The following is a 14,936-nucleotide window of genomic DNA, read 5'->3' on the forward strand; positions in this document are numbered from 1 at the left end:
TAAACCCCCGGAAACTGCGAGCCCACTTCCACCTGCCCGGCGGCTCCACTAGTGTGCGGAGGGTGCACAACGAAGCCATCCTGCCGTCCGGCACCCGGTCCGGCAGCCCGCCGTCGCGCCCCGCCGTGATCACCGCGGAGAACCTCACCAAGACGTACGGGGACGTGGCGGCCGTAGACGGCATTTCCTTCACGGTAACGGCGGGGGAGTCCTTCGGCCTGCTCGGGCCCAACGGTGCGGGCAAGTCCACCACCATGAAGATGATCGGCGGCGTCACCCGGCGCACGTCCGGCAGGCTCCGCATCATGGGCCTGGACCCGGACACGCACGGGCCGGAGGTCCGCGCGCACCTGGGCGTGGTGCCGCAGCAGGACAACCTGGACGAGGAACTGCGGGTCCGGGACAACCTCCTGGTCTACGGGCGCTACTTCGGGCTGCCCATGAGCTACCTGAAGCCCAAGGCCGACGAGCTGCTGGAGTTCGCCCAGCTGACCGACAAGGCCCGGTCCAAGGTTGACGCGCTCTCCGGTGGCATGAAACGGCGGCTGACCATCGCCCGGTCGCTGATCAATGAGCCCCGGATCCTGCTCCTGGATGAGCCCACCACCGGCCTGGATCCGCAGGCCCGGCACATCCTGTGGGACCGCCTCTTCCGGCTCAAGGAGCAGGGCGTCACGCTGATCCTCACCACCCACTACATGGACGAGGCCGAGCAGCTCTGCGACCGGCTGATCGTGGTGGATAAGGGCCGGATCATGGCAGAAGGCTCGCCCGCGCAGCTGATCCGCGGACATTCCACCCGGGAGGTGGTGGAACTGCGGTTCGGGTCGGAACGCAACGCGTCCATCGCGGGGCGGCTCGAAGGCATCGGCGAGCGCATCGAGGTGCTCCCGGACCGGGTGCTGCTTTACACGGACGACGGCGAGTCGGCCCTTGAGCAGGCTGTGTCCCGCGGCCTGCGGCCGTTGACGTCCTTGGTCCGCAGGTCCTCGCTGGAGGACGTTTTCCTCCGGCTCACCGGGCGGAGCCTCGTTGACTGAATTGCGGCCCCTGCCGGCGGCGCACCCGCCGGAAGCCTCGGCGGCAAGGGCGCGGCGCTGGGGTGCCTTCTACTATGCCGAACATGTGCTCCGGGTGATGAAGGGTTACACCTGGTCCATCCTGATGTACAGCGTGGGCCAGCCGGTGGCGTACCTGTTCGCCATGGGGGTGGGCCTGGCCACCCTGGTGGACACCGGGCATACGACGTTCGGCGGTGTGTCCTACCTTGCCTTCATCGCCCCGGCGCTGCTGGTGTCCGCGGCGGTCATGACGGCCGCGAACGAGTTCACTTTTCCCGTCATGGCCGGGTTCAAATGGCGCAAGACGTATTTCGGACCGCACGCCTCCCCGATCACCCCGGGCCAGATCGCGGCTGGACACATCATGGCCGTGACCTTGCGGCTGCTGCTTCAGTCGGCTGCCTATGTCGTTGCCGTGGCGATGTTCGGCGCCTCGCCGTCCGGCTGGGGCTGGGCCGGGATCCTGGTGGCCACCCTGGCCGGGCTGGCCTTCGGGCTGCCGCTGATGGCGTACTCGGCCTCGATCACCGAGGACAAGGGCCAGTTCGCGCTGGTGATGCGCTTCATCGTGATGCCGCTGTTCCTCTTCTCCGGCACCTTCTTCCCCCTGGACAACCTTCCACTGGCTGTCCGGTGGATCGGCTGGATGTCGCCCATCTGGCACGGAACCGAGCTCGGCAGGGTGTTCAGCTTCGGTTATGCCGAGCCGCCGCTGCTGACGGTCCTTCATGCCGTGGTGCTGGTGGGCCTGGCGGTGGCGGGCTGGATCATGACCCGGCGACGCTTTGCCCGAAGGATGGGCCAGTGACCGCCGGCGCGCGGGAGGCCGGGGCGCGCACCGCAACTGACCAGGCCCGGAACCGGACCTTCGGGCCGCTGTACTCCCGCAATGCCAGGGCCGTGATTTCGCGGGGTTTGATGGCGACGCGGAGCACCAACTGGCTGGTCATGGTGTCCGGGTTCTTCGAACCGGTCCTGTTCCTCGTCTCCATGGGCGTGGGCCTGGGCGCCATCGTGGGGTCCGTGACGGGGCCGGACGGAACACCCATCAGCTACGCGGCCTACATTGCCCCCGCCCTGCTGGCCGTCTCTGCCATGAACGGCGCAGTCTACGACTCCACTTGGAACGTCTTCTTCAAGATGAACTTCGCCAAGCTGTACCAGGGCATGCTGTACACCTCGCTCGGGCCGCTGGACGTCGCCTTGGGGGAGATCTTCCTGGCCCTCCTGCGCGGGATGCTGTACGCCACCGGGTTCACCGCCGTCATGGGTGCCATGGGGCTGGTCACCACACCGTGGGCGCTGCTGATGATCCCGGCGTCCGTGCTGGTCGCGTTCGGGTTCGCCAGCCTCGGAATGGGCATCACCAGCTTCCTGAAGACGTTCCAGCAGATGGACTGGATCAACTTCATCCTGCTGCCGATGTTCCTGTTCAGCGCCACGTTCTACCCCCTCAGCGTCTACCCCGAACCCATCCAGTGGTTCATCCAGGCCATGCCGCTGTGGCACGGCGTGGAACTGCTGCGCCAGATCAGCGTTGGCGCCTTCAGCGCGGCCACAGCACTGCACATCAGCTACTACCTGGTGATGACCGCCGTCGGGATGATGCTGACCACCCTCAGGCTGCGGAGCCTGTTCCTCAGGTAGACCCCACCCAACCAGGTAGCAGTTGGGTGTTCGCCGGAGGTGGAAGGCGGCCGAAGCACCGCCACCCGTTTGAGACAATGGCTGCATGCGAACTTTGGGCAGCTCCTCGTCATCCTCCAAACCCGCCAGGGCCGGTTTCTCGATGTTCCGGATCAGCGGGCCGGGCCTGATGGTCCTGGTGACCGCGTTCATCGTGGCCGTCATCTTCGCGGCCAACCAGAACGACGTCGTGGGCTGGGTTGTCGCCGTCATCGCCGGCTTCTGGCTCGCGCTGGCCGCGTTCGTGGTGTTCAGCATCCAGAAGGCAGCCAGGAAGGCCGGAGCCAAACTTTCCGAAGCCCACAACGCCTTCAACACCGCAGCCGGCCGCGCGCCGTCACACGCCTCCGCCGACCAGGGCGGAACGCGGGTCCTCTACGAGCGCAGCGAAGCCGACGAGGTGCGGGACCTGAAACTGGACCACTCCTTCAAGATCGTCCAGGTACAGGTCCGTGTCGTTGAAGAGGAGCGCGCCAAGGGCGCCGGCGCCAACCAGGACACCATCAACCGGGCCCTTGAGACGATCGAGATTACAGCCACCAACGCCCGGGACATGATCAAGTCCTCCGGCGGCAGCGGGGAGCCGGTCTCCGGAACCATCATCGACTAGAGTGGAGCGGGTGAGCTCGGCATTGAACAAGGACCACCTTCGCATCGCATCCGTCAACGTGAACGGCCTCCGGGCTGCCTACAAGAACGGCATGGCGGCGTGGCTGGAGCCGCGGGAAGTCGACATTCTCTGCCTGCAGGAGGTCCGCGCGCCCGACGCCATCGTCCGGCAGCTGCTGGGGGAGGGCTGGCACATTCTGCACGCCGAGGCCGAAGCCAAGGGCCGCGCCGGCGTCGCCATCGCCTCCCGGCAGGAACCGCTGGACACCAGGAACGGCATCGGCGATGACTACTTCGCCACCGCCGGCCGCTGGGTCGAAGCCGACTTCCGCGTGCCCGACGCCGCCGGAAACCCGGTCCAGCTCACCGTTGCCAGCGCTTACGTCCACTCCGGCGAAGTCGGCACCCCGAAGCAGGACGACAAGTTCCGCTTCCTTGACGTCATGAGCACCCGGCTGCCCGAGCTGACCAAGCACAGCGACCACGCCCTGGTGGTAGGCGACCTCAATGTCGCCCACACGCCCCGGGACATCCGCAATTCGAAGGGCAACGTCAAAAAGGCCGGCCACCTGCCGGAAGAGCGGGCCTACTTTGACCGGTTCTTCGGCGAGGAGATCGGCTGGCATGACGTCCACCGCAACCTCTCCGGCGATGTTGACGGGCCCTACACCTGGTGGTCCTGGCGCGGCAAGGCGTTCGACAACGACACCGGCTGGCGCATCGACTACCACCTGGCCACCCCCGGACTGGCCGCGTCCGCCATCTCGGCGGTCGTGGACCGCGCCGCCACGTGGGACACCCGCTTCTCCGACCACGCTCCGCTAGTAGTGGACTACCAGCTCTAAGCCCCGAAGGTTTCCTCCCCATGACCAGCCAGAACTCCCCGGCCACCAAGAAGCGCATCCTCTCCGGTGCCAAGCCCACCGCCGACTCCCTGCACCTTGGAAACTACATTGGCGCCGTCCGCAACTGGGTGGACATGCAGGCCGAGTACGACGCCGTGTTCTTCATTCCGGACCTGCACGCCATCACCGTGGACTTCGACCCCGCGGAGCTTGCCAAGCGCACCCGCATCGTTGCGGCCCAGTACATCGCCGCCGGCATTGATCCGGACAAGAGCATCTTCTTCGTCCAGTCCCATGTGCCCGAGCACGCGCAGCTGGCCTGGGCGTTGAACTGCATCACGGGGTTCGGCGAGGCCTCCCGCATGACCCAGTTCAAGGACAAGACCCAGAAGTCCGGCGCTGATGCCGCCACCCTGGGCCTGTTCGCCTACCCCACCCTGATGGCGGCGGACATCCTGCTGTACCAGACCGACCTGGTGCCCGTGGGCGAGGACCAGCGCCAGCACCTGGAACTCACCCGGAACCTGGCCCAGCGGTTCAACACCCGGTTCGGCCACACGTTCACGGTTCCCGAGGCGACCATCCTCAAGGAAAGCGCCAAAATCTACGACCTCCAGAATCCCAGTGCCAAGATGTCCAAGACGGGGGAGTCGCCCAACGGCGCCATCCAGCTGCTGGAGGACCCCAAGATCGCGGCCAAGCGCATCAAGTCCGCCGTGACCGACGCCGGCACGGACATCCGCTTCGACGCCGAGGAAAAGCCCGGGGTTTCGAACCTGCTGACCATCTACTCGTCCCTGACCGGGAAGTCTGTGGCCGAGCTGGAAGCCGAATACCAGGGGAAGATGTACGGGCACCTCAAGGTGGACCTCGCCGAGGTGCTGGTGGAGTTCATCACCCCGCTCCGGAACCGGACCAACGAACTGATGTCCGATCCCGCCGAACTGGACCGGCTGCTGGCGCTCGGGGCCGAGCGGGCCCGCGAGATTGCCTCGGTCACCCTGGGCCAGGTGTATGACCGCATGGGCTTCCTGCCGTCGCTGAGCCTCGCGGGAGTCCGCTAGGGTCATGGCTGCGAGGAACGTCACCGCCAGGGGAGGCACCTGCCCGGCCAGCCAGGCGGAGCAGACACTCACCAACCCGTACCCGGAGCAGCCGGGTCAGAGCGCGGCGGCGGCCCAGCCTGCCCGCAGTGACGAGATCAGCGTCGGCGTCATCCTCGGTTTCCCGCCGCGGATAGCGGAGGAACTGCAGCGGTGGCGCGCATCCTTCGGGGATCCGCTGGCCGATGTGGTGCCCGCGCACATCACCCTGGTGACCACCACACCCACCCGGGACTGGGACGCCACCCTCCGCCATGTCCGCGAGGTGGCCAGGTGCCAGAGCCCGTTCATGGTCACCATCGCCGGGACCGGCACCTTCCGGCCCGTCTCGCCGGTCGTCTTCATTAATGTGGAGGAAGGCTTCGAGGAATGCGTGGAACTGCATCGCAAGCTCCAGCAGGGCCCGCTCCACCGGGACCTGCCCTTCGCCTACCACCCGCACGTCACGATCGCCCACGACGTCGCCCCGGAAAGCCTGGACGAAGCCGAAACGGTGCTGAAGACCTACAAGGCCACCTTCCCCGTGGTTAGCATGGGACTTTACGAGCATGATGCCGAGGGCATCTGGCAGCTACGGGAAGAGCTGGACTTTGGGACCGAAACTGACAACGACGCCCGCGCCCGCTTCACCGGTGCCGCCGCGGACAGGACAACCGACGCCGGCTGACCAGCAGCCGCTGCCCACCGACCACGCCCGGCTGAAGCTTGCGGTCATCCAGAAGCAGATGGACTGGAACCGGGCCCGCAGGGACGGCGGCAAAGTCGCGGCCCTCATGGCCTTGCTTCAGTGGGTCACCGCCCGCGTGAACGTCCTGCGCCCCATGCGCGCCTTCAGGCATTACAGCCTGCAGCACGGCCCGCTGCTGAGCGCGGGCATCGGCTTCAACATGTTCTTCTCCATCACCGGCCTGCTCGCTACCGGCTTCTCGGTGGCAGGGCTGGTGCTGCGCGGCCAGCCGGCGCTGCTGGACACCATCGTCGGCAGCGTGGCCACCAGTGCCCCCGGGCTGCTGAAGGTCAACGGCGGACCGGGGCTGGTGGACCCCAAGGACATGCTGGATCCGAACGGATTGGGCTGGACGGCCGTCGTCAGCGCCGTCGTCACGGTGATCACCTCCCTCGGCTGGATCAGCGGCCTGCGGGACGGCCTGCGCGGCGTCATGCAGCTGCCGCCGCTGATGGTCAATCCGGTCCTGATGAAGGTGCGCGACGCCGGGACGCTGCTGCTGCTGGGGGTGGCGCTGGTGATCAGCGCCGGCGCGTCCCTGGTGTTCGGCACGGCGGCCGGGTGGGTCGCGGATTTCATGCACCTCACCGACGCCGTGGCCGGGCCCCTGACCACCTCCGTCAAAATCATCGTCCCGCTGGTCCTGAACTGGGTGACGGCGCTCATCATGTACCGGCTGGCGGCGGGACTTAAGCTGTCCCGGCGGGCGCTGCTGGAGGGCACTATCCTGGCCGCCGTGGGCACCACCGTCCTGCAGGTGTTCAGCACCGAACTGCTCGCCGGCGCCAGCCGCAACCCCATCCTTGCCCCGTTCGCCATCATCATCGGCCTGCTGATCTGGTTCAACCTTGTCAGCCAGGTGTACCTGGTGTCCGCCGGGTGGGCTGCCGTCCGCGAAGCGGACCTGGCGTCCGGCCGGCCGCCGCGCACGACGATCCTCGGTGCCCGCCGGGCGACGCCCCAGACCTGAGGCCAGACCTGAGGCCGGCGCCCGACTACGGTGCCGGCACCAGGCCTTCCCACGCCACAGTCCACCCGGGCGGAAAGCCGGGGGCATGGCGGTCCGGTCCGTTGTCCCACCCCGCGGCCATCAGGGCAACGGCGGCCAGCAGCCCTCCGTTGCCGGGCAGGTACACCGGCAGGGAGTCCGTTTGCCGGTTGTGGCCGTTGGGCAGGGCCGTGTTCTTCGGCGCATCCAGCAGGAGCGCACTGACTGCACGTTCGGGGTCGCCCAGGCGGGCGGCGGTCATGGCCATGACGGGGTAGTCCCAGCCCCACGTGCTGTCCCAGTCCCACCCTGCAAGGACGTCGTCGAGGGTTGCGCGCATGAGGGCGGGGTCGATCAGGTCCGTCCGGGGAAGGACTCCCAGTGCCGCAAGCATGGAAGGGTGGTCGGTGCGGATGGTGAAGGGTTCGGTGTCGATGGCAGCGTAGGTGCCGTCGACCACGCGCGGACTTACCAGCCCGTCGGCCACCTCCGCCCATGCTGCCACCGGTTCCAGGCCCAGCCGGTCCCGCCATGCTGCGGCAGTGCGGAGGCCCCACTGCCAATACGCCAGTTCGAACGTGGGATTGGCGACGGCGGCGCGCATCGAGCCGTAGCTTTCCTGGGCGGGAACCAGGGGCGGCCCCAGCTCAAATCCGCGCGGCGTCCGGTGCGCGAAGCTGGCCATGAACGCCGCGGACTCGAAGACGGTCTCCGCGAACTCTTCGAGGACTGTGCTGCCGCCGCCGGCCCGGTACACCAGTTCGGCCAGGTGGATGGGATGCGGCTGCTGCCAGATCAGGAAGGTGCCGATGGGGCTGGGGCTTTCCCGGCCGTCCGGGCCTACCTGCTTGGGCCAGCGGACGCCGTCGAACCCCTGAGCCTCTGCTGTCTGCCGCGATGCCTCCAGGATGGTGGAATACCAGCGCAGTGAGGGCAGCAGCAGCCCAGGCCGGTTCCACAGCGCGAAATGCGCGGCGTGCCACCAGTGCATTTCCAGGTGGAACCGGCCGCGCCAGGAATTGCACACCAGGCCGGTTTCCTGCGGCGGCAGTGAGCCGGAGCAATTGATGGCGGTGAGGTACTGCGAGAGGACAACCCGGCGCTCCAGCTCCAGGGCCCGGGGATCGGCGGTGCCGGCAAGTTCGATGGCGCCACCGGAGGACCAGAAACCCGGCCAGTGCGCCGTTGACGCCGCTGCCACGCTGCTGCCCGGCAGCGGTCCGTCCTTGGAACCAGGGACGACGGCGGGACGCGGCAGGGTGCTTTCCCCCGCCAGATCGGCCGGGCTTCCTGCCATCGCGGCAAATCCGGTACCGCCCCGGGCGATGCAGTCGCCATCCCCGGCCGGTATGAACCCGATGGACAGGTCCAGGATGTCAGTGCCGGCGTCTGGATCCCGGCGTATCTGCAGGTGGTGCGTGTCTGTCTGTTCCACGGCCAGGCCGCCCCCGGTGACCACCACCTGGTAACGCGAGTTGTCCAGTTCGCGGCTGATGGTCCAACTGGTGGCGCCGGGGTGGTTCCGCGAGGGCTGGGGAGCGCCCAGGCGGGTGGAGTGTGCCGTGGGAGCGTCCCACACCGCTGCGTCGTGCCACGCCTCCGACCCGTAAGGAAAGCCGATGCCGATCACCAGGCCGTCATTGAGCGCCGGCGACTCCACGCGGAGGCCGAGCTCGTCCCGGTACGGGTGGCACGCCGTCGTCACTTTGACAGGGTGGCCGGCGAGCATGAAGGTGCTGGTCACGGTCCCGGTCCACATATCGAGGGTCTGCGCGGCCGCGGAAATGTCGTCCGGGGTGATGGCGCGGTCCCTGCCCGGGGCTTCCAGGCGAAAGCCGATGCGTCCCAGGTCCAGGCGGTGGGGGTTCGCGCGGAGCCATGTTTCTGCCGCCGAGTTGCCCGTTTCCCGGTCGTTGACGATGTCGCCCACCATGTCCACGTACGGCAGCGGTCCGTGCGGCGAGTCGTAGAACACCGTGGACCCTGCGAGTCCATAGAGCTCCGGGGCAGGGACGGAGTGCCATCCCCATTGGGCCTGGGTGCCAAGGAGCGTTCCGGGCGGGAGCCCATCCCTGGCGCCCACCGGATACGCCTCCGGGAAGGATTGCAGGCCGGTGAGGTCCACGGTGGCGGCGAATTCCCCATTTCCCACGGAGACGGGGCTGCGGGGATCCAATCGCTCCTGGTGCACGTTGTGCCGGCGCACCAGGGATTCCCTGTCAATGGGTGCCCGCGCGTCGCGGATGTCCCCGCCATCCCGCCCGGGACGGAGGGTGCTGCTCTGGCTGTGCACGGCGCACACCTTCCTGCTCAGAATGGAAACCGGTTTCTCGGGTCCATCCTGATGACTGGGAGCCTAAGTGTCAACAGTTTCGGAGCTAACGCGGCTGTCCACGGCGCCCGCGGCGTTCACCCGCTAAAGCCGGGCTATTGACCGACCGGGAATTCACTTGATACGTTTCACGAAACCGCTTTCTGACTGGAGAGAAGCCTGCCCAATGACGCGCTACGGTAACCGAAGTATTCGTAAGTCACTCGCCATCCTGTCCGCGGCGGCCGTCCTGGCTGTGACCGCGGGGTGTTCCGGACCCTCGTCGAACACGGCAGCTGACGGGCCCGTGGAGATCCGGTTCGCGTGGTGGGGCAACGCCGGCCGCGCCGAGCTTACGAACAAGGCGATTGCCGAGTTCGAGGCTGCCAATCCCACGATCAAGGTCAAGCCGGAATACGGTGACATCGGCGGATACTTCGACAAGCTGGCCACCCAGGTGGCCGCGAACGACGCTCCCGACGTCATCACCATGGGTGGCGCGTACCCTGCCGAGTATGCCAACCGCGGGGCCCTGCTGGACCTCTCGAAGGTCTCCGGTTCCCTGGACCTGTCAAAGATGGACGAGGGGGCGCTGGAGAACGGGCAGGTCAAGGGGAAGCAGTACGGCGTCTCCACCGGTGCCAACGCCCTGGCAATTGTCGCCAACCCGGCCGTTTTCGCCGCCGCCGGCGTTCCGCTGCCGGACGACAGCTCATGGACCTGGGACGACTTCGCCAGGACCGCCGCCGACATCACGGCCAAGAGCCCGCAGGGCACCTACGGAACCGCCACTGTCCTCACGCATGACTCGCTGGATGCTTTCGCCCGCCAGCGGGGCGAATCGCTGTATACCCAGGATGGCCAGCTTGGCCTGGGACAGCAGACAGTGCAGGACTACTTCGACTTTTCCCTGAAGCTCAGTGACTCCGGCGCCGCGCCCAGCGCGTCCGAGACCGTGGAGAAGCTCAATGTCAGCACAGAGCAGACCCTCATGGGCATGGGGAAAGCGGGCATGATGCTGACGTGGAGCAATTCACTGACCGCCCTCAGCAAAGCATCCGGCGCTGACCTGAGGCTGTTGAAGCTCCCCGGCGAAAAGCCCACTCCGGGTATCTGGCTGCAGTCTTCGCAGTTCTACACCATCGCTGCGCGCAGCAAGCACCCGGATGCTGCGGCGAAGCTGGTTGACTTCCTGGTGAACAATGCCGCGGCCGCCAAGATCATCCAGAGTGACCGTGGCATCCCCAGCAACCCCGGCATGCGCACCGCCATCCAGGACCTGCTGACTCCGCAGGGAAAGGTGGAAGCGCAATACATCAACCAGATCGGCACGATGGACTTTGCGCCCACATTCATCGGGCCCACGGGATCGACGGCGGTGTCGGAAATTACCTCGCGCATCAACACCGAGGTGCTGTTCAAACGGCTAACGCCCCAAAAGGCGGCGGAGCAGTGGATCAGCGAAAGCAAGGCCGCCATCGGGAAGTAGCCGGGCACCCCGGGCGCCCGGCCGCTGTCAGGAGGCCCCGGCGTCGAGGTACTGGTCCGCCCATGCCGCGATAATCCGGGCGGCACGGGCAGCCTGGCCCTTCCCCGTCAGCAGGTGGTCGCTGCCCTCGAGCGAGACGAAGTTCCTCGGGTGCCGGGCGGTCTGGAAGATGGTGCTGGCATTTTCGATTCCCACCGTGTTGTCGGTGGGGGAGTGGAGCACCATCAGCGGTTTGTGGAGCTGCCGGATGCAGTCCGTCAGGTCTGCGTTCTCCAGGTCCTCGACGAAGTGGCGGCGGATCTCCACCCGCTTGCCGCCCAAGTCCACTTCGGCGCTGCCTTCGCTCAGGATCCTGTCCAGGGCGGCGTCGAAGACGTGGGCCACGTGCTTCGGTGAGAAGGGGGCGCCGACGGTGGCGACGGCGTCGAGCTCTGGGATCTCGCGGGCGGCGGCGAGCACCGCTGCGCCGCCGAAGGAGTGCCCCACCAGCAGCGAGATTTCCTTGCCCTGGCTGAGCATGAACTCAGCCGCCTTCACGGTGTCGGCCACCTTGTGGCTGAACGATCCTGCAGACCATTCGCCGGCGGAGCCGCCCAGGCCGAGGTTGTCGAAGCGGAGCATGCCCACGCCGCTGTCCGCCAGTGCCTTGCACATCCTCGAGGCGGACGGGCTGTCCTTGCCCAGGGTGAAGCCGTGCGAGAAGACGCCCCAGCCCTTGACGGGCCCTTCGGGAACATCAATGATGCCGGAGAGCATCTCACCGGTGGAGCCTTCGAAGCTGACTTTTTCCGAGCGGGACACGGCGTCCCCTTTCTACATTCGGCTTGCCTAACACTTGTGGTCCCTAAAACGCCTTCTTGCGGGCCAAAACTGATAGAGCATTGGAGGATTTGGTGCGGATACGACGACGGCGCCGATCCCCTAAAGGTGGGGACGGCGCCGTCGTCTGCTTAATCCTTGGTCAGATCTTGCGGGACAGGATGGCCTGCTTGACCTCGGCGATCGCCTGGGTCACCTGGATGCCGCGCGGGCATGCTTCGGAGCAGTTGAAGGTGGTGCGGCAGCGCCACACGCCTTCCTTGTCGTTGAGGATCTCCAGCCGCATGTCGCCGGCATCATCACGGGAATCGAAGATGAACCGGTGCGCGTTGACGATCGCGGCCGGGCCGAAGTACTGCCCGTCGGTCCAGAACACCGGGCAGGAGGACGTGCACGCGGCGCAAAGGATGCACTTGGTGGTGTCGTCAAAGCGCTCACGGTCCTCGGCGGACTGCAGGCGTTCCTTGGTGGGCTCGTGGCCCTTGTTGATCAGGAACGGCATGACCTCGCGGTAGGACTGGAAGAACGGTTCCATGTCCACGATGAGGTCCTTCTCCACCGGCAGGCCCTTGATGGGCTCGACCGTGATGGGCTTGGAGGTGTCCAGGTCCTTCAGCAGGGTCTTGCAGGCCAGGCGGTTGCGGCCGTTGATGCGCATGGCGTCGGAACCGCACACGCCGTGGGCGCAGGAACGGCGGAAGGACAGGCTTCCATCCATCTCCCACTTGACCTTGTGCAGGGCGTCCAGGACACGGTCCGTGCCATACATGGTGAGGTGGAAGTCGTCCCAGGTGGCCTCCCCGGATACTTCCGGGTTGTAGCGGCGGACCCGCAGGTGCACATCGAAGGTGGGGATTTCCCCGCCCCCGCCGACGCCGGCAGGCAGTTCAACCTTGGAGGCTGGCTCAGCGATTTCAGCGGACATCTTAGTACTTCCTCACCATCGGCTCGTAGCGGGTAAAGACAACCGGCTTGGTGGCCAGCCGGATGCCGGCGATTGATTCCGCCGATCCGTCAGCCGGCGCGTGGTCGTCCTTGTACGCCATGGAGTGCTTCATGAATTTCTCGTCGTCACGGTCGGGGAAGTCCTCGCGGAAGTGTCCGCCGCGGGATTCCTCGCGGTGCAGGGCTGCCACGGTCATCACCTTTGCCAGCTCCAGCAGGAAGCCGAGCTCAACGGCCTCCAGCAGGTCCAGATTGAAGCGCTTGCCCTTGTCCTGGACGTTGATGCGCTTGTACCGCTCCTCGAAGGACTCGATGTCGCGCAGCACCTGGTTCAGGGTGTCCGCCGTCCGGAACACCTGCATGTTGGCGTCCATGGTGTCCTGCAGTTCCTTGCGGATCTGGGCCACCTTCTCGTCGCCGGTGCCGTTGCGGGCAATGTCCAACAGTTCGGTGGTGTAGGCCAGCGGGTTCTCCGGCAGTTCCACGAACTGGGCAGTCTTGGCATATTCTGCGGCGGCGATGCCGGCGCGCTTGCCGAACACGTTGATGTCCAGCAGGGAGTTGGTGCCCAGGCGGTTGGAGCCGTGGACGGAAACGCAGGCCACTTCACCGGCGGCGAAGAGTCCGGGGACCACGGTGTCGTTGTCCTGGAGCACCTCGGTTTCGATGTTCGTGGGAATGCCACCCATGGCGTAGTGGGCGGTGGGGAACACCGGGACGGGCTCGGTGTACGGCTCCACGCCGAGGTAGGTGCGGGCGAACTCGGTGATGTCCGGAAGCTTTGCGTCGATGTGCGCCGGTTCCAGGTGGGTCAGGTCCAGCAGGACGTAGTCCTTGTTCGGGCCGCAGCCGCGGCCTTCACGGACTTCGTTGGCCATGGACCGGGCCACGATGTCACGCGGTGCCAGGTCCTTGATGGTGGGGGCGTAGCGCTCCATGAACCGCTCACCCTCGGAGTTGCGCAGGATGGCGCCTTCACCGCGGGCGGCTTCGGAGAGCAGGATGCCCAGGCCGGCGAGGCCGGTCGGGTGGAACTGGAAGAACTCCATGTCCTCCAGCGGAATGCCGCGGCGGAAGGCGATGCCCATGCCGTCACCGGTGAGGGTGTGCGCGTTGGACGTGGTCTTGAAGACCTTGCCGGCGCCGCCGGAGGCGAACACCACGGACTTGGCCTGGAAGACGTGCAGTTCGCCGGAGGCGAGGTCGTAGGAGACGACGCCGGCAACGCGCTTCTGCTTGAAGGGCGTGCCGTCCTCGCGGACGGCATCCTCTTCCACCGTCAGCAGGTCCAGGACGTAGTACTCGTTGTAGAACTCAACGTTGTGCTTGACGCAGTTTTGGTACAGGGTCTGCAGGATCATGTGGCCCGTGCGGTCCGCGGCGTAGCACGCACGGCGGACCGGTGCCTTGCCGTGGTCACGGGTGTGGCCGCCGAAGCGGCGCTGGTCGATGCGGCCCTCGGGCGTGCGGTTGAACGGCAGGCCCATCTTTTCCAGGTCCAGCACGGCGTCGATGGCCTCTTTGGCCATGACCTCGGCGGCGTCCTGGTCCACCAGGTAGTCGCCGCCCTTGACGGTGTCGAACGTGTGCCATTCCCAGTTGTCTTCCTCGACATTGGCCAGGGCTGCACACATGCCACCCTGCGCCGCACCGGTGTGCGAGCGGGTGGGGTAGAGCTTGGTCAGTACTGCTGTGCGCGCGCGCTGACCGGATTCGATCGCGGCGCGCATGCCAGCGCCACCGGCACCGACGATGACGACGTCGTACTTATGGACCTGCATACCAGACGCTCTTTCTCTCAAAATTCGCAATAAAACAACGGGGCGGCGTTGCCTGCTCCGCAAAACAGGGCCCGCGGGAATGCCCGCGGGCCCGGGGTTGTGCCAGTGCTAGGCAGGGCAGAATCCGCCTGGAAGGGCAACACCATCCACCACGGGGCAGGGGTTGAAGGTGAAGATGACCAGGGTGCCCAGCAGGATGATGACCACCGCGGCGGCGTAGAGAACGGTCTTCAGCCAGCGGCGGGTGGAGTCCTTCTCGGCGTAGTCGTTGATGATGGTGCGCACGCCGTTGGTGCCGTGCAGCATCGCCAGCCACAGCATGGCCAGGTCCCAGAACTGCCAGAACGGGTCGGCCCACTTGCCGGCCACGAAGCCGAAGTCGATGGCGTGGATGCCTTCGCCGACCATGAGGTTCACGAAGAGGTGGCCGAAGATCAGGACGACGAGCACCACGCCGGAGAGCCGCATGAACAGCCAGGCGATCATCTCGAAGTTGCCCTTGGATCCGCCGCTGCGGCGGTACTGGGGGGCGATCCGCCCGCTGCGGGGGCTCTCGATCGTTGCAGTCATGG

The 14,936-nt window shown here is 66.6% G+C and carries 14 protein-coding genes; 9 read left to right on the top strand and 5 right to left on the bottom strand.

What is annotated here, in order from left to right; genetic code table 11:
- Positions 1-62 precede the first annotated feature (62 nt).
- From ACYSM9_RS00105 to ACYSM9_RS00140, 8 genes are all read left to right on the top strand, one after another.
- Complete coding sequence (locus ACYSM9_RS00105; protein WP_461854950.1) at positions 63-1,040, top strand: ABC transporter ATP-binding protein; 978 nt, start codon at positions 63-65, stop codon at positions 1,038-1,040.
- A complete protein-coding gene (locus ACYSM9_RS00110; RefSeq protein WP_461854951.1) occupies positions 1,033-1,869 on the top strand; it encodes an ABC transporter permease in 837 nt (278 codons plus the stop codon). Before ACYSM9_RS00105 ends, ACYSM9_RS00110 begins: the two co-directional genes overlap by 8 nt.
- Positions 1,866-2,708 (top strand): ABC transporter permease, encoded by an 843-nt coding sequence (locus tag ACYSM9_RS00115; protein ID WP_461854952.1) that lies wholly within the window; start codon positions 1,866-1,868, stop codon positions 2,706-2,708. The genes ACYSM9_RS00110 and ACYSM9_RS00115 overlap by 4 nt, the downstream gene beginning before the upstream one ends.
- Positions 2,709-2,793: 85 nt before the next feature.
- Positions 2,794-3,357, top strand: coding sequence for a hypothetical protein (locus ACYSM9_RS00120; protein ID WP_461854953.1), 564 nt, complete (start codon positions 2,794-2,796; stop codon positions 3,355-3,357).
- Positions 3,358-3,367: 10 nt separating this feature from the next.
- A complete protein-coding gene (locus ACYSM9_RS00125; RefSeq protein ID WP_461854954.1) occupies positions 3,368-4,201 on the top strand; it encodes an exodeoxyribonuclease III in 834 nt (277 codons plus the stop codon).
- A 20-nt stretch (positions 4,202-4,221) separates the two neighbouring features.
- The gene (gene trpS, locus ACYSM9_RS00130) at positions 4,222-5,265 is read left to right on the top strand and encodes a tryptophan--tRNA ligase (RefSeq protein WP_461854955.1); all 1,044 of its coding nucleotides are present in this window, start codon (positions 4,222-4,224) and stop codon (positions 5,263-5,265) included.
- Positions 5,266-5,269: 4 nt separating this feature from the next.
- Complete coding sequence (locus ACYSM9_RS00135) at positions 5,270-5,971, top strand: 2'-5' RNA ligase family protein (protein ID WP_461854956.1); 702 nt, start codon at positions 5,270-5,272, stop codon at positions 5,969-5,971.
- 58 nt (positions 5,972-6,029) lie between these two features.
- Complete coding sequence (locus tag ACYSM9_RS00140) at positions 6,030-7,001, top strand: YihY/virulence factor BrkB family protein (RefSeq protein ID WP_461855193.1); 972 nt, start codon at positions 6,030-6,032, stop codon at positions 6,999-7,001.
- 25 nt (positions 7,002-7,026) lie between these two features.
- Here ACYSM9_RS00140 and ACYSM9_RS00145 read toward each other — a convergent pair whose 3' ends face one another.
- On the bottom strand, positions 7,027-9,312 hold the full coding sequence (locus tag ACYSM9_RS00145; RefSeq protein ID WP_461854957.1) for a hypothetical protein: 2,286 nt from the start codon (positions 9,310-9,312) through the stop codon (positions 7,027-7,029).
- Positions 9,313-9,517: 205 nt separating this feature from the next.
- Between ACYSM9_RS00145 and ACYSM9_RS00150 the strand changes: the two genes are divergently transcribed.
- On the top strand, positions 9,518-10,819 hold the full coding sequence (locus tag ACYSM9_RS00150; RefSeq protein WP_461854958.1) for an ABC transporter substrate-binding protein: 1,302 nt from the start codon (positions 9,518-9,520) through the stop codon (positions 10,817-10,819).
- Between the two features lie 27 nt (positions 10,820-10,846).
- Here ACYSM9_RS00150 and ACYSM9_RS00155 read toward each other — a convergent pair whose 3' ends face one another.
- The 4 genes from ACYSM9_RS00155 to ACYSM9_RS00170 all read right to left on the bottom strand — a co-directional run bounded on the left by ACYSM9_RS00155 (position 10,847) and on the right by ACYSM9_RS00170 (position 14,934).
- A complete protein-coding gene (locus ACYSM9_RS00155; RefSeq protein ID WP_461854959.1) occupies positions 10,847-11,620 on the bottom strand; it encodes an alpha/beta hydrolase family protein in 774 nt (257 codons plus the stop codon).
- 160 nt (positions 11,621-11,780) lie between these two features.
- Positions 11,781-12,563, bottom strand: coding sequence for a succinate dehydrogenase iron-sulfur subunit (locus tag ACYSM9_RS00160; protein WP_461854960.1), 783 nt, complete (start codon positions 12,561-12,563; stop codon positions 11,781-11,783).
- A 1-nt stretch (position 12,564) separates the two neighbouring features.
- The gene (gene sdhA / locus ACYSM9_RS00165; RefSeq protein WP_461854961.1) at positions 12,565-14,364 is read right to left on the bottom strand and encodes a succinate dehydrogenase flavoprotein subunit; all 1,800 of its coding nucleotides are present in this window, start codon (positions 14,362-14,364) and stop codon (positions 12,565-12,567) included.
- A gap of 108 nt (positions 14,365-14,472) precedes the next feature.
- Positions 14,473-14,934, bottom strand: a complete 462-nt coding sequence (locus tag ACYSM9_RS00170; RefSeq protein WP_461854962.1) for a succinate dehydrogenase hydrophobic membrane anchor subunit — start codon at positions 14,932-14,934, stop codon at positions 14,473-14,475.
- Between the last annotated feature and the right edge of the window lie 2 nt (positions 14,935-14,936).

This window comes from Arthrobacter sp. C152 (assembly GCF_054890965.1).

Coding starts and splice junctions, on each gene's coding strand:
- ACYSM9_RS00120 (WP_461854953.1), top strand. CDS start 2,794: ATGCGAACTTTGGGCAGCTCCTCGTCATCCTCCAAACCCGCCAGGGCC.
- trpS (WP_461854955.1), top strand. CDS start 4,222: ATGACCAGCCAGAACTCCCCGGCCACCAAGAAGCGCATCCTCTCCGGT.
- ACYSM9_RS00135 (WP_461854956.1), top strand. CDS start 5,270: ATGGCTGCGAGGAACGTCACCGCCAGGGGAGGCACCTGCCCGGCCAGC.
- ACYSM9_RS00140 (WP_461855193.1), top strand. CDS start 6,030: ATGGACTGGAACCGGGCCCGCAGGGACGGCGGCAAAGTCGCGGCCCTC.
- ACYSM9_RS00150 (WP_461854958.1), top strand. CDS start 9,518: ATGACGCGCTACGGTAACCGAAGTATTCGTAAGTCACTCGCCATCCTG.
- ACYSM9_RS00160 (WP_461854960.1), bottom strand. CDS start 12,563: ATGTCCGCTGAAATCGCTGAGCCAGCCTCCAAGGTTGAACTGCCTGCC.
- sdhA (WP_461854961.1), bottom strand. CDS start 14,364: ATGCAGGTCCATAAGTACGACGTCGTCATCGTCGGTGCCGGTGGCGCT.
- ACYSM9_RS00170 (WP_461854962.1), bottom strand. CDS start 14,934: ATGACTGCAACGATCGAGAGCCCCCGCAGCGGGCGGATCGCCCCCCAG.